Annotated in this window: 17 protein-coding genes; 5 read left to right on the top strand and 12 right to left on the bottom strand. The window is 48.1% G+C overall.

Annotation, left to right across the window (positions count from 1 at the left end; translation table 11 throughout):
* The first annotated feature begins 442 nt into the window (after window positions 1-442).
* Window positions 443-832, top strand: coding sequence for a hypothetical protein (locus EKM73_RS03625; protein ID WP_125700625.1), 390 nt, complete (start codon window positions 443-445; stop codon window positions 830-832).
* Here EKM73_RS03625 and EKM73_RS03620 read toward each other — a convergent pair whose 3' ends face one another.
* Window positions 833-1,696 carry an aldo/keto reductase gene (locus tag EKM73_RS03620; protein WP_125700624.1) on the bottom strand — a complete coding sequence of 288 codons (864 nt, stop codon included), beginning with the start codon at window positions 1,694-1,696 and terminating at the stop codon, window positions 833-835. It abuts the gene before it with no gap.
* Window positions 1,697-1,902: 206 nt separating this feature from the next.
* Here EKM73_RS03620 and EKM73_RS03615 point away from each other — a divergent pair, with 206 nt between their 5' ends.
* Entirely contained in the window at window positions 1,903-2,517 is a 615-nt protein-coding gene (locus EKM73_RS03615) for a hypothetical protein (protein ID WP_125700623.1), read from the top strand.
* A 75-nt stretch (window positions 2,518-2,592) separates the two neighbouring features.
* Here the strand turns inward: EKM73_RS03615 and EKM73_RS03610 are convergent, their stop codons facing one another.
* A complete protein-coding gene (locus EKM73_RS03610) occupies window positions 2,593-3,351 on the bottom strand; it encodes a potassium channel family protein (RefSeq protein ID WP_125700622.1) in 759 nt (252 codons plus the stop codon).
* Between the two features lie 205 nt (window positions 3,352-3,556).
* Window positions 3,557-4,729: an ArgE/DapE family deacylase gene (locus EKM73_RS03605; RefSeq protein ID WP_125700621.1), complete on the bottom strand. Its 1,173-nt coding sequence runs from the start codon at window positions 4,727-4,729 to the stop codon at window positions 3,557-3,559.
* A 193-nt stretch (window positions 4,730-4,922) separates the two neighbouring features.
* Here EKM73_RS03605 and EKM73_RS03600 point away from each other — a divergent pair, with 193 nt between their 5' ends.
* A complete protein-coding gene (locus tag EKM73_RS03600) occupies window positions 4,923-5,435 on the top strand; it encodes a YbhB/YbcL family Raf kinase inhibitor-like protein (RefSeq protein ID WP_125700620.1) in 513 nt (170 codons plus the stop codon).
* A gap of 29 nt (window positions 5,436-5,464) precedes the next feature.
* Window positions 5,465-5,977, top strand: coding sequence for a universal stress protein (locus tag EKM73_RS03595; protein WP_125700619.1), 513 nt, complete (start codon window positions 5,465-5,467; stop codon window positions 5,975-5,977).
* Between the two features lie 96 nt (window positions 5,978-6,073).
* Here EKM73_RS03595 and EKM73_RS03590 read toward each other — a convergent pair whose 3' ends face one another.
* From EKM73_RS03590 to xylA, 7 genes are all read right to left on the bottom strand, one after another.
* The gene (locus EKM73_RS03590) at window positions 6,074-8,635 is read right to left on the bottom strand and encodes a YfhO family protein (RefSeq protein ID WP_125700618.1); all 2,562 of its coding nucleotides are present in this window, start codon (window positions 8,633-8,635) and stop codon (window positions 6,074-6,076) included.
* A gap of 255 nt (window positions 8,636-8,890) precedes the next feature.
* A complete protein-coding gene (locus tag EKM73_RS03585) occupies window positions 8,891-9,265 on the bottom strand; it encodes an iron chaperone (RefSeq protein ID WP_318531129.1) in 375 nt (124 codons plus the stop codon).
* A 233-nt stretch (window positions 9,266-9,498) separates the two neighbouring features.
* Window positions 9,499-10,869 carry a sugar porter family MFS transporter gene (locus EKM73_RS03580; protein ID WP_125700617.1) on the bottom strand — a complete coding sequence of 457 codons (1,371 nt, stop codon included), beginning with the start codon at window positions 10,867-10,869 and terminating at the stop codon, window positions 9,499-9,501.
* Window positions 10,870-11,309: 440 nt separating this feature from the next.
* Complete coding sequence (locus EKM73_RS03575) at window positions 11,310-13,343, bottom strand: right-handed parallel beta-helix repeat-containing protein (protein ID WP_125700616.1); 2,034 nt, start codon at window positions 13,341-13,343, stop codon at window positions 11,310-11,312.
* A gap of 315 nt (window positions 13,344-13,658) precedes the next feature.
* Entirely contained in the window at window positions 13,659-15,032 is a 1,374-nt protein-coding gene (locus EKM73_RS03570) for a sugar porter family MFS transporter (protein ID WP_125700615.1), read from the bottom strand.
* Between the two features lie 392 nt (window positions 15,033-15,424).
* The gene (xylB, locus tag EKM73_RS03565) at window positions 15,425-16,933 is read right to left on the bottom strand and encodes a xylulokinase (protein ID WP_125700614.1); all 1,509 of its coding nucleotides are present in this window, start codon (window positions 16,931-16,933) and stop codon (window positions 15,425-15,427) included.
* A 424-nt stretch (window positions 16,934-17,357) separates the two neighbouring features.
* The gene (gene xylA / locus EKM73_RS03560; protein ID WP_125700613.1) at window positions 17,358-18,707 is read right to left on the bottom strand and encodes a xylose isomerase; all 1,350 of its coding nucleotides are present in this window, start codon (window positions 18,705-18,707) and stop codon (window positions 17,358-17,360) included.
* A 435-nt stretch (window positions 18,708-19,142) separates the two neighbouring features.
* On the opposite strand from xylA, the gene EKM73_RS03555 reads away from it, so the two are divergent.
* Window positions 19,143-21,335 (top strand): MucBP domain-containing protein, encoded by a 2,193-nt coding sequence (locus EKM73_RS03555; RefSeq protein ID WP_164508846.1) that lies wholly within the window; start codon window positions 19,143-19,145, stop codon window positions 21,333-21,335.
* 80 nt (window positions 21,336-21,415) lie between these two features.
* On the opposite strand, the gene EKM73_RS03550 is transcribed toward EKM73_RS03555, so the two are convergent.
* Both EKM73_RS03550 and arsC read right to left on the bottom strand, forming a co-directional pair.
* Window positions 21,416-22,615: an ROK family transcriptional regulator gene (locus EKM73_RS03550; protein ID WP_125700611.1), complete on the bottom strand. Its 1,200-nt coding sequence runs from the start codon at window positions 22,613-22,615 to the stop codon at window positions 21,416-21,418.
* A gap of 365 nt (window positions 22,616-22,980) precedes the next feature.
* Window positions 22,981-23,394, bottom strand: a complete 414-nt coding sequence (gene arsC, locus EKM73_RS03545; RefSeq protein ID WP_125700610.1) for an arsenate reductase (thioredoxin) — start codon at window positions 23,392-23,394, stop codon at window positions 22,981-22,983.
* Window positions 23,395-23,455 lie beyond the last annotated feature (61 nt).

The raw sequence follows: 23,455 nt of genomic DNA, 5'->3' as shown, positions 1-23,455 counted from the left end.
CCTTACCAGGGGACGGAAATCAACCGGAACGCGGTGGGCGGACGCCTGGAGCCACAGAGCGGTCTCCAGACTTGGTTTTGAACCTCTAAGACCCGAGTTTCAAAGCCACCAGTTTTCTAAGCGGCAAAAATCACCGCTAAGAAAACTCCCACGGCTGAGTTGATTTCCATCCCCCTCACGGCTTACATAGATTTCATGGTCGTTACTGGCCTTTTATTAATCGTCACATTTTCCCTAACCTCTCAACTCCAGTAAAAACATTCAGCACAGCCTCCTATCTTCAATAATCTTCGCTCCCAAAATAAACGGTTAATTTCCATCGCTTGTTATCCAAATAAGGCAGCTGTTTGAACTCTCACTAACTTATCACCGAAAATAACTTGAAATCTATCCCATAACCCCGTAAACTAAACGCAATCATTCAAGAATCGAGCTGAATCTTATGACGTCCAAACAGCGTTGGGCTGGTCTTTCCGTATTAATTTACGTAGCTTTTGTCCTCATCGCGATCTTTACCGGCTTCATCGCGCCCAGCCAGGTTGGCCTGGAGTGGACGATTTTCTGGTACTTTACCGTGGCCGGACTTTGTTATTACTTTTACTTTAAAAATGTCAGTTATCGCGAAGTTATTTATTACGCCAAAAAACTAGGCTATCACAAGGATGACCTAGTCTCGATGGTATCTAAATTAAAGGAAACTCAGGATGTGCCCGATCCGGACCATCCCCACATCTTCAGTCCCTTTGCGAAGGTGCCTCTCACCGTCGTCAATCAGTTGACCGACCAGCTAGAGGTCATCGCTAAGGAGCAGAATATTCCACCCTACCGTTAATTACTTACGGCTAGAGTACGTCTGAGATTGCTTGAGCCAGGCTTCGTCAGCAGGATCTGGACCCACGCGCTTGCCAGCATCCAGGTCGCTAATGGCCCGCATTTCATCTTCATCCAAGCCAAAGGCAAAGACATCGCGGTTTTGTTGAATCCGTGCCTCGTGGATGGACTTAGGAATCACGATTTCTTCGCGTTGAATGTGCCAGCGTAAAATGATTTGGGCGGCACTCACATCGTGGGCCGCAGCCAATTCATTGATAACTGGGTCAGTCAGCGCATTGTTGTTGCCGCCACCCAGCGGACTCCAGGCTTCGTGCAGAATGCCTTGGGTTTCCAGGTAAGCGTGCAAATCGTCTTCTTGGAAGTATGGGTGCGTTTCGATCTGGTCAACTACTGGCTTGACCGTGGCCGTCTCCATTAACTTCTCGAGTTGAGCTTGATTGAAGTTGGAGACCCCAATGTTCTTGATCTTGCCGGCCTTGTACAGGTCTTCCATGGCGCGCCAACTTTCAGCGTAGCCCGGAGCTGGCCAGTGAATTAGGAACATGTCGAGATAGTCAAACCCTAACTTGTCCAACGTCTCCTGGAAGGCCTGCTTCGTTTCGTCATAGCTCCGGACGCTGTTCCAAAGTTTGGAAGTGACGAAGATATCTTCGCGCTTCACATCACTCTCGCGAATGGCTTCGCCGACCCACTGTTCGTTGCCGTAGTAAGCCGCCGTATCAATGTGACGGTAGCCGGCAGCCAAGGCCCACTTGACCGCGTTCTTCGTGTCTTCAGCGTTATCGACTTGGAAAACACCCAAGCCAAGCTGGGGAATCCGGTTGCCATTATTTAGAGGTAATTCAGGAATGTCATTATGCAAAATAAAAACCACCTTTCAAACTTAGTTCCACTACCATCATACAATATGCTGGCAGTTTTCGCGGTAAGAAAGCTGGATAAAAAGTAAAATTTAGGGCTAAAATTTTCTTCTGCACCCGTTTTGCGTTACTATGGAGGGTGTGGTAGTTTGTCGTCCTGGCGGCAAGCTTGTTTTTTCACACCGTTTCTGACATGGAGGTTTTTCAGTTGAACAACCAAGAACCAAAATCACGCGTACAACGGTATAATTTTAATCAAGATCCTAACCGCCCTATGCGTCAACGGCCACGAAAGCCGCGGCGCTGGTGGCCGTGGGTCATGACGTTATTAACGTTGGCCATCGCTATCCTGTTAGTCTTAGGCATCACTCACCATAACAATTCCGCATCCAATACCGTCTCGTCATCGAGCAACAGTGCCTCTCTCGTAGCCAAGGCATCGTCCGTTTCCGAGCAGACCGCCTACGAGAGTTTTAAAGCCAAGTATGATGACTACAACGATAATGGCCTTACCGTTTCGCAAAAACAAAAGCTACAGAATGCCATCAATGATGAATCCAATAGTGCCGTTCAAGCACGCGAACAAAAACTACTCAACCAGGCGCAGACCAAGTCGTCTAACGCTAGCAGCTCGAGTACGTCAAGCTCATCATCAAGCAACCAAAGCCCAACATCGTTCGATTCTGTCCACACCTTCTCTTCCGTCGAAGACGCCCAGAGTTGGGCCCAGGCTTCTAAGAATCAATGGTTGCAGGCGGGCTACACGACCTATACGATCACATCGGATGGTCAGGGAAACTATAATTTACAGTTTGTCCGTTAAACGCGGCGCTCACAAGAGCGTCCGCGTTTTTTTGTTGTGGTTAAGAGCACTCAAGCTCTTGGCGCACGTGGTCGCCTATTCCTTCTTCTGCCGCGTCGTCGCCTCGAGCTGACGCTGCAAGTCATCGACCTTGGTCGATAGCGTCTCGATTTTCGCTAATAATTGGTCGAGATCGGCCTGCTCGTGGTCTTCTTGACTGGCCGCCATCTGCTGACCTCTGGCCGTGAAGAACCCACTAATGGTACTGGTCAACAACCCAATGAATCCGACGCCACCGATCATCAGGACGCTGGCAATGATTTTACCAAAAGCTGTGTGGGGCGTCTCATCCCCGTAGCCTACCGTGGTGGCCGTTGTGATGGCCCACCACAGGGCGCTTGCCAGGCTCTGTTTCTCGGTCAGGGAGAAGAGAAAGGCACTGATAACGATGATGGTCACACTGAAAGAAAACAAATAAATGAAACCGGTCTTATAAATAAACTGATGGTAGGCCCGCGTCCACTTGCTGTTGATTCTTAGCCGCCAAAACAAGTGGTGGTAACGAATCAACCGAACCAGTCGGCCCAACCGAAAGAACGCAAATACCGGGTGAAGGGGAATGATCCCCAACAGATCGAATGCCGACTGGACGAGAAAAATTTTACGATTCCTAGTCAACACCAGCCGAGTCACATAGTCAATGGCGAACACCACCAACAGACTGTTAATGATTGTCATTTCAACAGTCGCGTTGCCCCATCCCATTAACAATAGTAGTACCGTGCCAACGGAGATCAGCGTCAATAGCGTGACCCCCACGTGGTAGACGATTAGTCGTGGTCTCCGTTTTGCCATGGCCTTTCCACTCCCCCAATCACAATTACATCTTAATATAGGCGCATCTCTCAGAATTACCAGCCTCAGGAAGTCAATTTAACCAGTTTGCTAGTTTCTATATGTAAACTTAATAATTTTCCGCCATCACTTTGCGCAATCGTTGCCACACAAAAATGGTGATTACCCCGACTTAGCGGTAATCACCATCCCTAATTTTAATCAATTATTCAATAACACTCTCTGGCTTTTGTGCTTGTTGCAAGAAGGCGGGCACCAAAGCTTCATAGAAATCGATAGCCTGCAAATACTCCTTGATGGAAATGTACTCGTCAATCTGATGAGATGTATTGCTTCCAGGACCAATTTCAATACTGGTGAAGTCGGCCTTGGCCCGCAAGAACTCTGCCCCATCGTTGGCGCCACCGGAACCGACGACCTGCGTATCGTGACCGCAAACTTTATCGCTGATCTGCTTGGCTAGTTGAACCAGTGGGGCCTGGGGATCACCCGGAATTGCCTCTTCGGGGAAGCTATAACTGAGGTCGAGTTGTACCCCATCCTCTTTATTCAGCTCAGCAATCAAGCTCTCTAACTCATCGTAAATCACTTGGTTTGGATAGGCAGGAATCGTCCGCATATTGGCCATCAGTTCGGCATGGGCGGGAATTGAATTAATCTGTTCGCCCCCGGAGATCAGGTCCACGTTGTGTAGCAAGCCACCTAAAACGGGATCGGTCTTGGTATGCTTGGCCATCAACGGCCCCACCGCGTTATAGAATTTCATCAGATTATCAATGGCGTTGATGCCATTTTCAGGCTGCGCACTGTGGACACCTTTCCCGGTAGAAACGACCTTGTAGTCAATGACGCCCCGCGCCGTGTAGACCACATTGTCTAAGCCGCTGGGTTCGGCAATGACCAGGCCGGCCAGGTTATCCGCGTAGCCTTCATCCGTCAGTTGACCTGCGCCATATTCACCGGTCTCTTCGCCCACTGTAGCTAGTAACCGAATACTCCCGGGCAATTGTGTACCCTGTTCCAAGAATTCCAGCATCGTAATCACGATAGCCGCGAGTCCACTCTTCATGTCGGAAGCGCCCCGGCCAAACAGTTGATCACCCACGACCTCACCGGCAAATGGAGCGTGCGTCCAAGCGGATTCGTCCCCGGCAGCAACGACATCCATGTGCCCAGAAAGTCCCAATTGCGGGCCTTCATGGCCAATCGTCACGACCAGATTGTCACGGCCATTGGCATAAGTTACTTTCTCGATCTTTGCTTGGGGATACGGGGCAAACAGGCTAGCAATATAGTCCGCTACCTGGGCCTCGTGGTCGTTTACTGAGGGAATCTGAATCAAATGCTGTAAAATGGCAATCTTTGCTTGAGGAGTCATCCGCGTCAATCCTTTCGTCGTTTCGTTAAGTTGTTATTAGCATACGCCCTTTTGTGCAAAAGTCAAGCCATTTTTGTAATTATATTAGTTATATTCTATTTATTCGCATTTTTATACATTATTCATGAATATTCGCGACTGGCGTTTGACTGCGGTATAATGAAGAGTGTTAGATATATCTAGGAGGGATTTCATGCGAATCGTTGTGCCAACCGAAGAAAATGGCTACTTAGCCGATGAATTTAGCAAGTACGCCACGGGTGATGACGTCTATGGCGGACAACCCGTCAAGTCGTTCCCCATCAAGCTTCACAAGATACCGAAGAAGACTCAAACGCTAGCGCTGAACCTCATTGATTTCGATGCCGTTCCCGTTAGTGGTTTTCCTTGGATTCACTGGGTCGCCGCTAACTTTCCTGGGACGACGCGCGAGATTCCAATGGACGTCTCCCGGACCAACGCCATTCCCCACGTCCACGGCCGTAACAGTAATGGTGGCTCACTGATCGGCAACACCGACCCCGCCGTTTACCAGAATTACACCGGGCCGTTCCCACCAAATGAGGATCATGACTACAGTCTGACCGTTTATGCATTGAATACCAAACTCGACTTGGCCGATGGCTTCTGGTTAAATGACCTCCTCCATCAAATCAATGGCCACGTTCTCGACACCGCCACTATTACCTTACGTGGTCGCGTCTAGACAACTCAGCTCAAAGAAGAAGGCTAATTATGGGACAACAATACCAACAGATCTTAGTGCCCGTGGACGGCTCCATTCAAGCGGAACTGGCCCTAAAGAAGGCAGTGACCGTGGCCCAACGCAACCACGCCCACGTTGATCTGCTCAACGTCTTGCGGATCAACCACTACGGCTTCTACGCCAGTGGTTCCATGCCGGGCAGCGTGATTCACGAATTGGCAACGGACGCCACCTCTTATCTGACCTCATTGGTCGAAACGACCAAAGCTGCTACTGGTTTTACCGACCTCGACATTCACGTGCGGTTCGGCAATCCCAAGACGGTCATCGCTCACGAATTCGTCCGCGACCACCAGAATGACTTAATCATGCTGGGCGCCACCGGGATGAGTGCCGTGGCTCGGATGGTCGAAGGCTCCGTGACTGCCTATGTCAGTCGGATGGCCGACGTTGACGTCATGGTCATTCGGACCGACGAAGCGGGTAACCCCGTTGATACCAAGCAAGTTGCCGTTAAGAACCAAGATCAGCCAAAACTCTAATTGTATATTTTTCAAATTATTGTATAAAAGGATGGTGCTTCTCCAAACTTCTGGAGAAACATCATCCTTTTTATGTCACTATTTTTCAATTTACATTTACAACCGTTTACGATACCACAACGTCCCATAGCTGACCGCACAGCCGATGCTGGCTGCGAGACCGACCCAGCCGCCTGGCACATGATAACTGATGACGACTCGGTTCTGGCCCGGCGTCAGTGGGACTGCAGTCATATCGCCGAGTACCGTGCGGGTCTTAACTGACTGATCATTCACCGTGATGCGCCAACCGCTGTCCTGCGGCAGGCTCAGGTAAGCCCAGCGCTTGTTAGGCGTGGCTTCGATAACACCTTGATAATTGGTCCGTAAATGCCCGCGATGCTGCCGTAACCGCAACGCATGGGCACTGACGGCCTGATGGACCGCCGCCATGCGGTTGGCGGGTAGGGTTGCTACCGCTAAGACCTTCGGCGTGGGCCGATTGCTGGCGTATTTAATGGTCAATGCTTCACCTTGCCGGTACTCCCCCAGATTGATCATGCTGGTATTTCCATCGGTCAGCATCTTCGGCGCCACATTATGGCCATTGACACTCATCGTAGAATACTTGCTGGCGCTGGTCGGATCAAAGAGATAGACCCGTCCGGTAGCCCGAGGCGTCACGTGCCAAACATGATTGTAGACGAAGTTGGTGGGATGATTGTTGATCCGCCAAATCGCTTTGACCTGATCATGCCCCGCCATCACCGGCACAAAGTAAGCATGTTGACTGGGCCGTAATGCTTGGAGAATACTTTCTTGATTCGTCAGCGCATTAGCTGTCAGCTTCACCTTGAGGAGGCGTGAACTGACGGCAAACCCCATCCCGCTGTAACTACCCACGCGAACGTTTTCGTCCTTCGTCAACTTGTTACGTACCCCGAAGAGCATTTCGGTCACCGGCGTAAAGCCCTGATTACTGAGCCGACGGGCATCTCGCGTATAGAGCCCAAGTTGTTTAGCCATGGTCATCGTGTTGGCCGGCGTTGTCGAACTATACGCACCGGTCCCGTTATATCCCAACCACATCGCATCATTATAAGGATTGTAGTGATGCTGAAATCCAGGTGCCACGGTCGGTGCATCGTTACGAATACGATAGAGCTTAGACGTTGTCGTCACCGGCTGGAGACGCTGAACAGATTCATTGTAAGCCTTGGCGTAACGCTGCTGACTCCCGTAATCAATGCCAACCAGTGCAAAGCTAAAGTTTACAAATAGCTCGATAACGACAACCACGCCCAACCAGACTGGCGGTACGTTTCCAAACCACAGAAGGCCGGCCGTTACTGCCAAAATAGCGAGACTCGTCCATACAGCTGACCAGTTAATTGGCTGCAGACTGGCGTAATAGTCAGACTGGGTCCACGTCTGCATCAGTGGAATCATCCAACATCCCAGTAACATCAAGATGCCGAGAATCAACGGCGTGCCCCACCGCCAACGACGAGACAGCTGGGACAAACCCGCCTGCCACGCGCTACTGGCAATTAAGATCAGGACGAAACTAAAGAAGAAACTGTTACGGAATGGATAGCCAGAAGGCGGCGTCATTAAATGCCAGACCGTGTTGAACCCCCGTAACCACATGCCTAGGAATAGAAAGACAAGTAGCGCGGCTGCCCGGACCTTAGCGCGTGTTTTAATCTGCGGCAATCCAAAATACGTGATCGCTAGTAAGGCCACCAACGATGACGAAAAGATTGCTGGACCATGGCTCAGCCGTTGTAGGTAATCACCGGCACCTACGCCCAACTGGTTAAAGAACTCGAGGCCAAACATCGGAATCAAATGAAAATTTCCCGCTTGTCCCTGCGTTTTAGGCGTCGTTAGCATGCCCAGAACGGTCGGTAAAAGGATTACTAGCGTCGTACCGACACTCAGTAAGGAGGCCCCAATGAAGCGATAGCAGATGCGGTGCTTCTCATGGAACCATTTCCGTACCGATTGTCCAACCGGCCATTCAGCCGTCAGCATATACACGAAGTACGCCACAATAAACAAGCAGGTCATGTACCCCAAGTAGTAATCTGTCAAGACACTGACCAGTAGCCAGCCAAAGTAGCCGCCAGTGCGCCCCGTAATTACGAGACGATCAATCCCCCAGGCAACCAGTGGTAAGAAGATCAAAGCGTCCAACCACATCAAATTAAAGAAGTTCAGGGCAACAAAGCCACTGAACGCAAAGGCCAACCCGAAGACACCGGTAAATAGCTGTTGCGTCCGCCAATGTTCTTGCAGATAAAAAGTCATGGTCCCAGCAATTGTCGCAATCTTCAGCATGATAATCACGGCCATGGCAATCGGAATCTGACTCGTCTTAAAGAAAATCAGGAGCAAATTGAACGGACTTAATAAATAGTACGCAATCGTCGGTACCCAACTGGTTCCTAGGGCTTGATGAAAATTAAATAGATCCCAGGCATGACTGCGAATCAGGCGCGTAAAGTCTGTAAAAAAAGGAATGTACTGTGTTCCCAAATCACCGATCAGCAGGTTATGGTCGCCAAAGGGCGTCACCCCACGGATCGCAAATAAACTGGCCACCAAAGCAAGGGCAATGATCCCCGTCAAAACGGGATTGCGCCAGTGGTTAAATCGCAATCTTTCTCGTCGCATTTTTCTAAAATCTCCCCGAACTCAAGCTACTCCGTCGTAAGCTCTGCTAAAGCTGTCCCCTGATAACCTGTACTGGGCTTACTTGCATCGTATTTGCTACCCAAATATCTCCAGGTAGCTTTCTCATTTTTCATTGTACCATTTACCAGTTGATAATTGGGCCACCCAAAATGTAAATTTCGCTTGCAGAAATTATTTAATATCCGAACAAAAACGGACCGCGTATCCCCTCAGGGACACCCAACCCGCACGCAATTATTTACGCCAAAAGGTCTCACAATCGGCCTTATCAGCAATGTTAAAGGCAATCATCTGATGGAGCAAGTCGTAATCGACTGGTTGGGTCCACTTGATGCGGCCAAACTTCTTGCCGGGATTATAGTGGGCAGCGGCAATCTGATCGGCAAACTGCGTCATGACAACGCCTTCTGGTGCAAAAGCCATGTGTGGCTTGGCGACACTAAAGCCAATGATAAACGTGCCGTGGTCAGTAAACATCGGCTGATTCCACGCATACCGCTGTTCCAACTGTGGGAAGGATGTCTGCACCCAGTTCAAAACCTCGCGGACACGGGCTTGGTGCTCAACGTCTTCAATTTTAGCAAGATAGTCTTCAAATTCAGCAATCATCATGTCACCCCTAAATGGTTTGATTAAGTCCCCATCAGTATAGCATTTTTCGACGACTGACTGCGGCTAAAACCCGTCACTTCCCCGTTATTACAAATATCATATTGACCTTTACACAATCTGTACAGAATCAAGGTGAAAACAACATCTGCGTCCGGTAAAGTTACCTTATTCGACGACAATAAAAAGAGGTTGCCCTCTCAGGAACAACCTCATTTCAAACATGATTTAAATTATTTCGTAGCGTGAGCGGTTTCTGGTTCACCAGCCTTGGCACGTAACGTAGCTTCGATCTCTTCCAGAGAACGGTTCCGCGTTTCGAAGACCTTGGCATGAACAAACCAGATAGCGAACAAGCAAAGCACACCGTAACCGATGAACAAGCTCCCAGTACCGAAGAAGTCCAGTAAGGATGGGAACGTCAAGGAAACGACCATGTTAGCACCCCAGTTGATAACACTGGAGAAGGAGTTCCCTAACCCACGAATGTTCAATGGGAAGACTTCACCAATCATAACCCACATTACAGGACCCCAAGTTGCAGAGAAGAAGGCAATGTAGATGGTCAAGGCGATGACGGAGATAATTGCAGCGGCATGAGAACCACCGGAGAACTTCATCCCGAAGCTCATGACGAACAATGAAACGGCCATCCCAATGGCCCCGTAGATCAGCATCTTCTTACGGTCAACTTTATCCATGATCATAACGGCCACGGCAGTAACGATAACGTTGAAGATCCCAATCCCAATGTGGGCAAGTAAGGCGGCGTTGACCCCGAAACCAACATCAGTAAAGATGGTTGGTGCGTAGTACAACACGGTGTTGCAACCCATGACTTGTTGGAAAATAGCTAAACCTAAACCAATGATGAGTGAAGGACGAACCATCTTACTGAAGAGTTCAGTCCAGCCACCACTGACGATTTTGGCTTGTTCTTGAATTTGCACAAGTTCTTTGTCAACGGCCTTGGTATTGTGTTTGTTCATGGTATCCAAGACTTCACGAGCGGTGTCAATGTGACCCATCTTGACTAAGAAACGAGGACTTTCTGGTAAGACCAACCCACCTAAGAACAACAGTGCGGCTGGAATAGCAGCAAACCCTAACATCCAACGCCAGCCAGTGTACATGCCAGAGAAGGAGTAGTTGGTGATGTAGGCGAACAGAATACCGGTCATAACCATCAACTGGAACAGACTGGACATGGTCCCACGCTTATCAGCAGGTGACAATTCAGCCAAGTACGTTGGAATCAAGGCAGAGGCGGCACCAACGGCCATCCCTAAGATGATCCGTGACACAATCAGCGTCCAGAACTCTGGTGAGAACGCAGAGCCTAAAGCCCCAATGAAGAAGATAATAGCAGATAACAGTAAGAGCTTCCGCCGACCAAATCGGTCAGAAGATGGTCCGATGATTGCGGCACCCAAAACGGCACCCAACAGTACGGCACTTACGACCCAGCCTTGTTGCCAAGAACCTAAGTGCATTTGTTTCTGAATAAAGAGAATAGCTCCTGAAATTACCCCGGTATCATACCCAAAGAGAAGTCCACCAAGGGCACCGAAGAAGTAAACGAAACCAGTCGAAACCTTTCGCATTATATTACTTCCTTTTCACGGTTTTCGCCGCCAGAATTATGCAATATGTAAGTTGGTAATTTTCTCGTTGGTTGATTGCGGCAACCAACTACGTTATCTATGATAGCACTTACATTGTATTTTTGAAAGCGTTTACCAGAAAAAGTTAGATTATTCACAACGATTGCTAAAGCCGTGAAAGCTAATATACTATTTTCATTTCACTGATTAAATGATTCATCCGGTTTTATCTGCCATGATCCATTTCCTATCAGTCAACGTTTAGCCATAACAATCCCGACCTTTACACAACCTGTACAGAAAGATTGTTAAAAATACATACAGGATAGTTAAGCTGATGATAACGCGTAAAAAAGATTCTCACTAGAATTTCTTCCTAGTAAGAATCCCAACTGCAACACAAAAATCATGTTGCTTTGAAATATGAATATTTTAATTACTTAGTCTTTCCAAAGACTTTCATCCGCATCCTTGCCTGATACGAATGGTCCTGGAACAGTTGAAACCCCACGATGGTTACCGAAGTAATCCTCGTTAAAGATGATGTCATCACCATTTGGTTGTTCGTAACGTTGTTCTGGCTCGAAGGCTTCACCCAAGGTGTCGGTCGTAATCACACCTTCGTAGTAGTCCCCAATCAGGTCATACAGGTTGGTCTTCAAAGCAACCTTGTCGCCATCTTCGACCAATTCGACGGAAACTTTGTCGCTGGTGTTGACCAGGTTATCCGTTTCCTTCTTCCAAGCCTTAGCCCCGTTGAAGTAAACATTCCCGGCAGCCCAGACTGGCAAATGACCATAATGGGCACTCATCAAGTCAAACATATCGGTTTCCTTGGCAAACGTCCCGTTGACGTTCTTGAATTGGGCATACCATTCGTCGTAGGTTGGATACTCATCGAAGCCATTGGTCCCAACTTGTTCCGTATCTTCGTGTTCACGATCAACAACCGTCTCCTCTTCTGGTTTTTCAACTGGCCAGTTCTGAACGAAGATGTTGTTGTAGAAGCGGTCATCCCCGTGGAGGATCGTCATAAAGCCGGCAACTTCAGTTCGGTGTTGAATGTGATAAGGTGTGAACCGTGGTTGGTTCTTGCCATCTACAGTGAAGTCCGTGTTGGCCCCAATGGAGGTAATGGATCCCAATATCAGATTGTGAACGCAGGCGACACCCTGTGTTGCCAACCGTAATGATGCTTTAGACAACAGCAGGTTGTTATCGATCAAGGTTGGCCCATGACCAACTTCAACGAAGATGTCTTGGCTTTGCATCGCCCCAACGATCCGTTCTGCAGTGCCAGTTGGCGCATAGTTGTGATCCAACAGATTTTGCGTGATCCGGGTTCCTTGCGCTTCCCAGTCGGTCCAGATACCCATCGTGCAATCGTTGATGTGGTTACGGCGGATAATGACGTCGATAGCGGCGTGCATCTTAATCCCGGCGATTTCAGCACCAGCTAATTCTTGCATGTTGTTGATGTCGTGAATGTGGTTGTCTTCGATAATACTGAAGACCCCACCTTGACGACCAACGATTCCGTCTTGTTCACAGTGGTGAATGTTGTTGCGACGGATGATGTGATGGCCGATGTTTTCCTTCAGCCAACCATGGTATTGACCGCGACAAACTGCGTCCCGTTCCATTTGAGTTGGACTCTTCACATGCTTGTAAGTAAAGTATTGGTTATTCACCGGATCTTCGTACTTCCCTAAGGAAATACCGGCACACCGACTATGGCTAATGTCACAGTCTTCAATAATCCAGCCGCGAGACCAATGTGGTCCGATCATCCCATCTTGATAAGATGCAGGCGGTGCCCAAGTCGTAGCCGCTTTGTTGACATTGAAACCACTAACCGTAATGTTATTGATGCCTGTCTCTTGTGGCATGAAGACTTCACGCCGAACGTTGATTTCAACCGTTTCTTTGTTAGGATTCTTGCCTTGGAAGTTAGCGTAAATAACCGTTTCATTCCGGCCGGTATCCTGTTCGGTATACCACTTGTAAACGGAATTCTTCCGTTCCCATGAACGGCCATAAACTTTCGCTTCAATACAGTCTTCCAATGACGTGGTTTCGTAGAATTGACGATCGTTCATGTAGACCGCACCGGTATGCTTGTTCACCGGTCCGAAGTACCAGTCACCCATAACAAATTCGGTATATGGATTATACGAGCCGAACAACCCGTTATTGATCCGAGCGACCCAAACATTACCTTGGTATTGTTGCCAGTTCTTAACGGCTTCAGCACCCGTAATGATGGCCTTTAAGGGTTCAACACTCCGATAGGTAATCCGGTCATCGTCCGTCCCACCATTCTTAGGGTTAACGTATTCCCGATAGGTCCCAGGGAAGACGAGCACCTTATCACCTGGCTGGGCAACCTGCGCAGCCTCATTAATTTGTTTAAATGGTGCCTTCTTGGTCCCGTTACCATCATGGATGGCTTTTGCATCAACATAAATTTTCACGATTGAATGCCTCCTCAATATTCAGTATATACATGGACGACCAACTATCTATCACGTACTTGGTTACTGGCCAGTCGTCCGCATTGCACTTTAATGAAGCGCTTACATTTATTAGTGTAGTCGAATCAGTCTCTAATTGTTTGCAGAAATATCCGTTTTTTTGGATAGTTATCCTGAATAGTTGGTCAAATCACCAGTCCCCCTCGTCCAACCAGTCTTTGTGACTAGCCTAAATGCAGTCACAGTTTTCTAAAAATTACCGTTCCCCCCAAAAAAGAGACCATCCTCACCGGAATGGTCCCTCGGTTAGCTCACTTATTTAGCAGAACTCAAATTTTCTTCGCCGACACCGGCTTTTTCCCGTAACGTTGCTTCGATTTCTTCCAGCGAACGGTTCCGCGTTTCGAAGACCTTGACCTTCACGAACCAGATGGACAGGAAGCAAAGGACTCCGTAACCGATGAACAGGCTCCCGGTTCCAAAGAAGTTCAGCAATGCGGGGAACGTCAGGGAAACAACCATGTTGGCAGACCAGTTAATCACACTGGAGAAGGAATTCCCCAGCCCACGAATGTTCAGTGGGAAGACTTCACCAATCATCACCCACATAACCGGACCCCAAGTTGCGGAGAAGAAAGCAATGTAGATGGTCAAAGCGATTACGGAGATGATAGCTGCGGCTTGCGAACCACCGGAGAACTTCATCCCGATACTCATGACGAACAGGGAAACCCCCATCCCGATGGCCCCACCAATCAGCATCTTCTTCCGGTCAATTTTATCCATGATCATCACGGCAATCGCCGTCACAATCACGTTAAAGATCCCGATCCCGATATGAGCCAGTAACGCGGCGTTAACCCCAAAACCAACATCGGTAAAGATGGTTGGCGCGTAGTACAGCACCGTATTACACCCCATGACTTGTTGGAAGATGGCCAGACCCAATCCAATAATCAGGGAAGGTCGAACCATCTTACCAAAGAGTTCAGTCCAACCACCATTCTTCATCTTGGCTTGTTCTTCAATCTGAGACAGTTCCTTATCAACGATCGGCGTGTTGTGCTTGTTCATGGTATCCAAAACTTCACGCGCTTGGTCAGAGTGCCCCATCTTCACTAAGAACCGAGGACTTTCGGGGAGGACTAACCCACCTAAGAACAACAGTGCGGCAGGAATTGCAGCGAACCCTAACATCCAACGCCATCCGGTGGCAATGCCGGCCCAGGCATAGTTGGTGATGTAGGCGAACAGAATCCCCGTCATAACCATCAGTTGGAACAGACTAGACATCTTCCCCCGTTGATCGGCAGGCGATAATTCAGCCAAGTACGTTGGGATCAAGGCGGAAGCGGCACCAACGGCCATCCCCAAGATCACCCGTGAAATAATCAGGGTCCAGAATCCCGCAGCAAACCCGGAACCTAACGCCCCAACGAAGAAAATAATTGCAGATAATAACAGTAACTTCCGCCGACCAAAACGGTCAGAGGATGGTCCAATAATGGCGGCCCCTAAGATGGCTCCCAAGAGCACAGCACTTACAACCCAACCTTGTTGCCAAGAACCCAGGTGCATTTGTTTCTGGATAAACAGAATGGCCCCGGAAATAACCCCGGTATCATACCCAAACAGCAATCCACCTAATGCACCGAAAAAGTAAACAAATCCGGTCGAAACTTTTCGCATAGATATCGCTCCTTAGTACGGCAAGCGCCGTCATGTCAGCAGTGGCAGTATGTAGAGAAAGTATAGCTGAAAAATGTAAGTTGGTTAACGCTGGTTGGTTGATAACCCCAACCAACCATGAGCCTATCATAGCACGCTGTTCATCAAAATGAAAGCGTTTTCTAGACAATTGATTAATTTCGGTTAAGTTTTAGTAATCACTTGGTTTCATCGCCGAATTGTTTAGTAAAAGGCCGGTAGCTACCACTCATATTTACTATTTTGAAAGTTCAGTGAACGTTCTGTCACTGTTGGAAGATTTACAGACCATAGTCAATCCGCTAAAAGGTGAGATGACCATTTGGCCGACAAAAAAGGTGCAGGATTTCTCCCACACCTTCCGATAATTCATCTTAAAGTTCTTTACGCCGGTAATCCAACAGCTGAGCACTAATGCTCTTCGTTTGTTGGTAGACCTGCTTGTAGATCTTGTGCATTTTAGCATATTTAGCCGCGTTCTCTGGGTTTGGTTCGTAAGCCTTGCCGAAGTGAACGAAGGTTTCAGCACAGTCCTGTAAGGAATCGAACCAGCCCAGGCCAGTGGCGGCAATCATCGCTGCCCCCATGCCAGGACCCTGTTCGTTCTTCAAGCTGACAACTTTACGGTTAAAGATGTCGGCTTGGATCTGTAGCCAGAGTGGGCTCTTAGCCCCACCACCGATGGAAACGACCGTATCGAAGTCCCCACCGTTTTCTTCATAGATATCGAACAAGTCTCTGAAGGAGAAGACGATGCCTTCCAGAACGGCCCGAACGAAGTCGTAGCGCTTGTGTGTGCCATCGACCCCGGTAAAGCTCCCCCGGATGTCAGCGTCGGCATATGGTGCCCGTTCACCCACAATGTAAGGGGTGTAGAGCAACCCATTTGCCCCGACCGTGGACTTAGCAGCACTCGACACGAAGTCCGTGAAGTCTTCGTTTGGTGCGAAGGTCTTCTTGAACCAGCTGAGTGAGTACCCAGCGGCTAAAGTAACCCCCATGGAGTAGTATTTGTCAGGAATAGCGTGGTCTTCGAATTGCACGACACCATGGTAATTTACGTCAGGCGTGTCTTCATACTTCAAGACAACACCGGATGTCCCGATACTGGATAAGACCATGTTGGGGTGTAAAATCCCAGCACCAACGGCCCCGGCGGCATTGTCGGCGGCCCCACCAAAGACTTTGGTGTCCGTGGTCAAGCCAGAGAATTCGGCATAGGCCGGCGTAACCGTCCCAGCGAAATCAACAGACTTGATCAATGGTGGACACATGCTCATTGGAATATCGAAGGTATCACAAATCTTCTTGCTCCATTCGCCCTTAGCAACGTCGAGCAGAACGGTCCCAGTGGCATCGGAATAATCCATAGCCAGGTTGCCAGTCATGCGGTAGCGCACGTAATCCTTAGGCAGAACAAAGTACTTGGCCTGAGCCCAGATATCTGGTTCGTTTTCCTTAACCCACAACAGCTTGGTTAACGTGAACCCTTCCAGTGGTTGGTTCCGCGTAATATCAACGAATTCGTCACCCATCTTGGCTTCGATTTCTTCACGTTGTGGCGTGCTCCGCGTATCATTCCACAGAATGGATGGCCGCAGAACCTTCTTGTCCTTATCCAGCAGAACTAACCCGTGCATTTGCCCGGAAAAGCTCAAGCCTTCAATGTCGCTGGCCGTTAAGTGATCGTTTAAAATCAAACGCACAATCGCAACGGTCGTGCCAGAAACCCAGTCCTCTGGATTCTGTTCGTTGTAGCCAGGCTTCTTCTGAATCAAATCATAATCAAAACTCTCTTGGGCGACAATCTGCCCACTGTGATCTAGTGCGGAAACCTTAACGGCACTCGTTCCTAGGTCAACACCGAGAACGTACTTCCCCATCGGTCATTCCTCCTAATTGTCGTTTCGTTTATTTTATTAATGTCATACTATCAGCAAGCCGATTAATCAGTAGACCATTTCATAATCCACACAACCTAGGCTTGACTAACCAACGTATTCTACTTGGTCGATCTAAGTTAGCCGTGAGGGTGGTGAAAATAAGCTCAGCCGTGGGAATTCTCTTAGTAGCGTTACTTTGCTGCTTAGAGAATTGGTGCCTTTGAAACTCGGTTCTCAGAGGTTCAAAGCAAGCCCGGAGACCGCACTTTGGCTCCGGACGTCCGCCCCAGCGTTCCAGCCTATTTTCACCACCCGGCAAGGCGGCCAGACTCAGGCCATACAAAACCCGTTGGTTATAAAAATGGCGGACGAACACACCGTCCGTCCGCCATTCTATTGATATTTTATTTCGCAGAACGCGAGATTACTTGCTCAAAGTGTCAATGATGTAATGGTTGATTGTATCCTTGACTTCTTCCAAGTGATCTGAGTGCGTAGCAGCAATCAATTGTGATTGTGGCATGTCGATAGCGTACTTTTCAAGGGACTTGAAGTCAGCCTTGCCGCTTTCGATATCAGCACCGATACCTGATTCGTAAGAGCTGTAACGGTTCTTACGTAAGTTGTCCAAGAAGCCGTCTTCCTTCATAGCAACAGCAACACGTAAGCCGGCAGCAAAGCTATCCATACCTACAATGTGGCCGTAGAAGAGGTCTTCTGGGGCGAATGATGAACGACGAGGCTTAGCATCGAAGTTCAAACCACCGCGAGGGCCGATACTCCCGTTGTCAACAACTTCTGACATAGCAGCAGTCGTTTCGTACAAGTTAGATGGGTATTCATCAATATCCCAGCCGATCAACTTGTCACCTTGGTTAGCATCCAATGAACCTAACAAGCCTGCTTCACGAGCAACACGGATTTCGTGTTGGTAAGTGTGGCCAGCCAAGTTAGCATGGTTACCTTCCAAGTTCAACTTGAAGTCTTTGTCCAAATCGTATTCCTTCATGAATGCGATAGTGGTTGCGGCATCGAAGTCGTATTGGTGAGTCGTTGGTTCCTTTGGCTTTGGTTCGAGCAACATTTGTGCATCGAAACCAATTTCGTTAGCGTAGTCTTTAGCCATGTGGAAGAACTTAGCTGCATGTTCTTGTTCTTCCTTCATGTTAGTGTTCCAGAGTGATTCGTAACCTTCACGGCCACCCCAGAAGACATAGTTTTCAGAGCCGACACGCTTACCAATTTCCAAACTGTGCTTCAATTGTGCGGCACAGTAAGCATAAACGTCAGCGTATGGTGAGGTTGCGGCACCTTCAACGAACCGAGCGTTCGTGAACATGTTTGAAGTGTTCCACAGAACCTTCATGCCACTCGTCTTTTGGTATTCAACGATCTTGTCAACAACTTTGTCCAAGTTGGCGTTAGTTTCACGTAACGTGTCGCCTTCTGGAGCTAAGTCACGATCGTGGAAGCAAAGGTAATCTACACCCAATTTGTCGTAAAATTCGAATGCAGCATCAACCTTGGCTAAAGCCAAGTCCATAGGATCAGTGTACTTGTCGTAAGGACGTTGAGCAGTACCGTCACCGAATGGGTCAACTAAGCGTTGATCGAAAGTGTGCCAGTAAGCTACGGCAAACCGTAACCAATCGCGCATCTTCTTACCACCAATAACTTCATCTGGATTGTAGTACTGAAAGCCTAAACCTGATTTTTTATCTGAATGACCGACGTATTGAATCTTGTCGATACCTTTCCAATATTCTTCTGCCATAATTTATAAAAACCCTCCTAGTTAGTTCGTTGCGACAACCAACTTACAAATTCAATTATACAAGGTTTCTGTGTTAATGCAAGCGTTTTCGAAAAAAAGATTTAAAAAATTGGTAGCGATTTCTAAAGGCGGTAGATCGGCATTTCAGGAGATGCTTACGGGGCGTAGTGATTCGGTCGGATTTGTTCCTTTTCCTTTATATAGTATTGGAAAATCTGTTGCGTTTTTTTAGCCTGATGGATTCGTGGTCAGAGCAATCTTCGATGAAGAAACGTCAAACAGTAGCTTGTACTCATGAAATCAAGGTCATTTTATTAAGACATATGTACAAAAGTTTTTATGATAAACTTTTTCACGTATATTATAGGTTGTCCGTTGCAAACACGCTATAATAATGGCGTACACAGGTAGATGATAAAAATCAAGGAGGAAATTATGGTTACTCTCGATAAGAAATCGGAAAATTCGTTAGTGTATAAAGTCGGAAAGAATTGGATTTTTGTCAGTCTCATCTCGGCAGGTGTCCTCTTTACGCTAAGCAATCCAGTGGTATATGCGGATACAACGGCCGATTCTCCAGTCGCAACCGGAGAAATAAATACGCCCAAAACATCACAATCACCCACAACGCCTCACAAACCTGATAAACTTGAAATCCCTGAAGATGCAGCACCTAAAGAACCATCAACGGACACTAATAATCGCGACAACTTAGAACTACCTTCTGAAGAAGCTCCAAAAAAATCTAGTTCTGTACATACGGCGACTATGGCGTTACCACCATCTAAGCCAACCGGCCGCTCCTCCTTGGCATCACCCACACCAGAAAAGCCACAGCCAGTAGTGTCCACGCCCCCCGCAACATCACCTGCTCCTGTAACTCCGGTTGCTCCTAACCCCCAGGTTCAGGTCGCACCAAGTCAATCAATAAGTGAATGGATGCCCAACACTACATTACAAAAGATGGTTGCCGATGCTTTAGGAATAAGTGTCTCAGATCTCTCACCCCAAGCCATGACTAAGCTAACCACTCTGACCTCACAACATAAAGTCGGCAGTACGACATTCGTAGATGGACAGACCCCCTTCTCATTGAAGGGACTCGAATGGGCTATCAATCTTACAACCTTAGATTTATCTTATGGCAACACGAGGGGAAAAGATGACTACACTAATTTGGAATATTCGCCCAATGGATCTGGCAATTCGGGTGATATCATTGATATTTCTCCATTGAACTGTCTTCAAAATTTAGTAACATTAGATCTCTCAGGAAATAAGATCCATGATTTAACCCCTCTTGCTCAATTAAAAAATCTCAAGACTCTTGATGTCACAAACAATCGCATTGCTGACTTTTCCATGTTGGATGCCAATCAAATCACATCGTTAAAGATCAGAAAACAAATAGTTATAGTCGATTATGCACAACGTCAATTTGTTAATCTCGCAACCCACGCGATTACTGTAGCCCTCCCAATACATTTGCCTAAAAATTCTAAAAGTAAAATTATCATGCCCTTTGCCATTGAAGATGGTTTCGAAAAAAAAGAAATTATGATTCAAGAATTTCATCTTGGTACTAATTCTGGTAAAAGCATATTTCAGCTTTATTTTTCAGGCGAGCCATCAGATGGCTTTCAGCTCAGTGATGATGGCGGTAGTATTGCCTTCAACTCTATCTCTTCTCAGGTAACATATCACTTTGGCGGTACATATGGTGGATACCCGTTTTCAATGGGTCTTCCCACTCCTGGTAATCACAGATACTATCTACGTGCCAATTTATGGTGTAGTACGGGCGGATCATTCATTATCTTCATTCCTTATTCAAACGCAACCGCAGCAGCCCCCATTACTATCCACTATCGCAATGACCAAGATAATTCTACGTCAATAAAACCAGATCTGACCCTTGGCACAGGGAAAGTAACCGGCGATACCTACACCCTAACACCGGACCAACTGGCGGTACCCGGGTACGCTTACGATACCGAACGCAATAAAAACACTTCAACCACAATTACCTTCACTGATCAGGCCCAAACAATTACCCTTTACTACAAGAAAGATACTACGAAGCCAGTCACACCACCTGTGACCCCAGCCAGCACCGTGACCGTCACCGTCCACTACCAAGACGAGCAGGGTCGGCAATTACTAACCGATGCCAAACTAACTGGTCAACCTGGTACGTCTTATCACGTCACGACCCCCACACTTACGGGCTATCAGCTGACTTCCACAAATAATCCAACCGGTACATTTGGTAATCATGACCAAACTATCACCGTTACGTATCATCAACTCAGCACTAGTGGTGGCGGTGATACATCTTCAACGTCAGAGACGCCCACCGATTCTTCTCAGCCCGACACAATCAAACCGGTCAAACCACAACAAGCTCTCCCTACGCCCGGTAACGGTGCCGCAACGATTTCAGTCACGAACAAACATCCCCAACGCCCAGCCACAGCATCTAAAAATCTCAAGCCGATGACACTAACTGAGCAATCCCAACCAGCTCTTCCCCAAACCAGTGAGCACCGCACCTCCCCACTGATTGGTCTTGGACTCCTGCTTGCCAGTCTCATTGGGATTACCGCTCGTTTCCGTAAACGTAATTAATTTGATAGCAACTCAAAAAACAATGGTCGGCGCGAAATTCATCGTGTCAGCCATTGCTTTTTCTGTACGTTATTTACACTTTAGATTTCGGTATCTTTGGCTTTCGGCCGCGTAAAGTTCAACTCGTACCCGTTCAGGTTCAGCACGCGGTGGGTAATCAAAGAACACCCACCTAGGACCGTGGCCAAACGTGCGTTGTTGGTCAGCTCAATCCCTCGGTCATCGTTCTCGGACAATTTCCGGTAAGCAATCCGGATGTCGTCCAGAATACCTGGCAACTCCTCAACTAACGGTGAGTTGAGAAAGAAGGCATCGGGATCCAGAGTCCGCATCGTGTTGTAGATCAACCCGGCAATCCCGGTCACAAAGGTCTTCAAGATCCGCGTCGTTTCCGCATCGCCATCTTTGTACAGGCGGACAATGTCGTCCCGGTCAAGATTGCTCAAACCCTTGCGTTCCTCGACCTGCTGAATGATGGCGTCTTCCGAACAGATATCTTCGGCGTGAATTGGCCGGGCGTTACCGGCATCGTCAAATTGCAGACTGGCAACCGTCCGTCCAATTTCACCGGCATCCCCGTGTTCCCCACGGAAGAGGTCCCGGTGCAAGATGACCCCGGCCCCAATCCCACGGTGGATACTGATGGTGACGGCACTGTTCAGGTTCCGAGCACCGTTAAAGTCACGTTCGTAGACGGCGGACAGGTTGGCTTCGTTTTCCAAAACAACGGGTACCTGGTAAGCGTCCGTAAAGACCTGTTCCAAATCAACGCCATCCATTTTAATGAAGGGTGACGTGACCACTTTATTATTCATCACGATCCCGTGAATGGAGAAGCAGATACCCAGCAAGCCATTACTGCTGGTATCGGCGGCCTGCGTATCCGCAATGTATTGCTGAATGCGGGCGACCATTTCATGAATCGACTGATCCTTGGTTTCAATCCGATCGTACTGCCAAACGTGACCGTCTAACCGTGTTGCCAGCGCATGCAAGTGCCGGTATCCCAAATCAAACGTCAACGTGTACCCATAGTTCTGGTTGATCTCAACTAACGTCGGCTTGCGCCCACCCGCAGTGGAAGCCTCCCCCAGGCCTAATTCCGTCAAGTAACCTTCGGCCATCAGAGTGTTGTACAGCGATGAGACCGTTGACTTATTTAGGTGAAGCTGGTGAGAAATCTCGATCCGCGAGGTGGGATGGTTATTAAAAATCTGCTGCAGAACGAACTTCAAGTTCTGATCATGCAACTGATTACGATTCATACTACGACGAACCATCCAAATCCCTCCTTAGGTCGTTCTTGCACCACTTCTCAAGTCGTTACTGTTAGTGCAGCAATAATACCAACTAACCGTGATATCTAGCTGACTCATTGATAATTCGATTGGAAGCGATAACAGAAACTAGCATCATGGTTCAGTGAACCAACTAACCCCAGTATCGCCCACACCTTGTGAAATATCAACTGTTTGTTGCTAATTTGTTCATATTTTTTCTGATTAGTGCCGTGATTAGGTTACTGGGGGGAGTATCTCCACCTTAAACATAAAAATCGTGGTCAGGCCTTCTCGCACACCTAACCACGACGCAATAGCTCAATTTCATAATTACTTTCACAATTACTTTAGCAGCAACGATTGACCTAGCTTAGCGTCTGAATCAAGTCTTTAACCCGACCCTCAATATCATCCCGAACCTGCCGGAAAACAGCAAGAACTTCCTCATCACTGCCAGTCACTTGGGCGGGATCCGGTAGTGGCCAGTGGCGCTTGGCGACTGTCGGCGGTGTCATTGGACACTTGTCGCGGGCATCCCCACACAGCGTCACCACCACGTCGCTGTGCTGTAGATAATCATTATCGATCAGTTTGGACTGGTGCTGGCTGATGTCGACACCCCGTTCCGCCATAACTTTGACGGCTAGCGGATTTAACCCGTGCCGTTCGACACCGGCACTGGCGATTCGCCAATCTTGCGGGGCCATTTGACGGGCAAACCCTTCTGCCATTTGACTTCGACACGAGTTTCCGGTACAGAGAAAATAGAGTTGGGGCATGGGTGAAACCTCCCTTAAAGTCATCAAATATTATTTACAACACTTCGGAGCTCAGTTAACT

It is taken from the genome of Levilactobacillus fuyuanensis (genome assembly GCF_003946395.1).
Classification (GTDB): domain Bacteria; phylum Bacillota; class Bacilli; order Lactobacillales; family Lactobacillaceae; genus Levilactobacillus; species Levilactobacillus fuyuanensis.
Note: the sequence above shows the minus strand (reverse complement) of the source record. Positions and strands in the feature narration are given on the sequence as shown.

What these genes read in the sequence shown, in the direction of transcription:
- EKM73_RS03550 (WP_125700611.1), bottom strand. Translation starts at nt 22,615, where the DNA reads ATGGTTCGTCGTAGTATGAATCGTAATCAGTTGCATGATCAGAACTTG.
- EKM73_RS03595 (WP_125700619.1), top strand. Translation starts at nt 5,465, where the DNA reads ATGGGACAACAATACCAACAGATCTTAGTGCCCGTGGACGGCTCCATT.
- EKM73_RS03605 (WP_125700621.1), bottom strand. Translation starts at nt 4,729, where the DNA reads ATGACTCCTCAAGCAAAGATTGCCATTTTACAGCATTTGATTCAGATT.
- EKM73_RS03555 (WP_164508846.1), top strand. Translation starts at nt 19,143, where the DNA reads ATGGTTACTCTCGATAAGAAATCGGAAAATTCGTTAGTGTATAAAGTC.
- EKM73_RS03600 (WP_125700620.1), top strand. Translation starts at nt 4,923, where the DNA reads ATGCGAATCGTTGTGCCAACCGAAGAAAATGGCTACTTAGCCGATGAA.
- EKM73_RS03580 (WP_125700617.1), bottom strand. Translation starts at nt 10,869, where the DNA reads ATGCGAAAGGTTTCGACTGGTTTCGTTTACTTCTTCGGTGCCCTTGGT.
- arsC (WP_125700610.1), bottom strand. Translation starts at nt 23,394, where the DNA reads ATGCCCCAACTCTATTTTCTCTGTACCGGAAACTCGTGTCGAAGTCAA.
- EKM73_RS03610 (WP_125700622.1), bottom strand. Translation starts at nt 3,351, where the DNA reads ATGGCAAAACGGAGACCACGACTAATCGTCTACCACGTGGGGGTCACG.
- xylB (WP_125700614.1), bottom strand. Translation starts at nt 16,933, where the DNA reads ATGGGGAAGTACGTTCTCGGTGTTGACCTAGGAACGAGTGCCGTTAAG.
- EKM73_RS03590 (WP_125700618.1), bottom strand. Translation starts at nt 8,635, where the DNA reads ATGCGACGAGAAAGATTGCGATTTAACCACTGGCGCAATCCCGTTTTG.
- xylA (WP_125700613.1), bottom strand. Translation starts at nt 18,707, where the DNA reads ATGGCAGAAGAATATTGGAAAGGTATCGACAAGATTCAATACGTCGGT.
- EKM73_RS03585 (WP_318531129.1), bottom strand. Translation starts at nt 9,265, where the DNA reads ATGATTGCTGAATTTGAAGACTATCTTGCTAAAATTGAAGACGTTGAG.
- EKM73_RS03625 (WP_125700625.1), top strand. Translation starts at nt 443, where the DNA reads ATGACGTCCAAACAGCGTTGGGCTGGTCTTTCCGTATTAATTTACGTA.
- EKM73_RS03570 (WP_125700615.1), bottom strand. Translation starts at nt 15,032, where the DNA reads ATGCGAAAAGTTTCGACCGGATTTGTTTACTTTTTCGGTGCATTAGGT.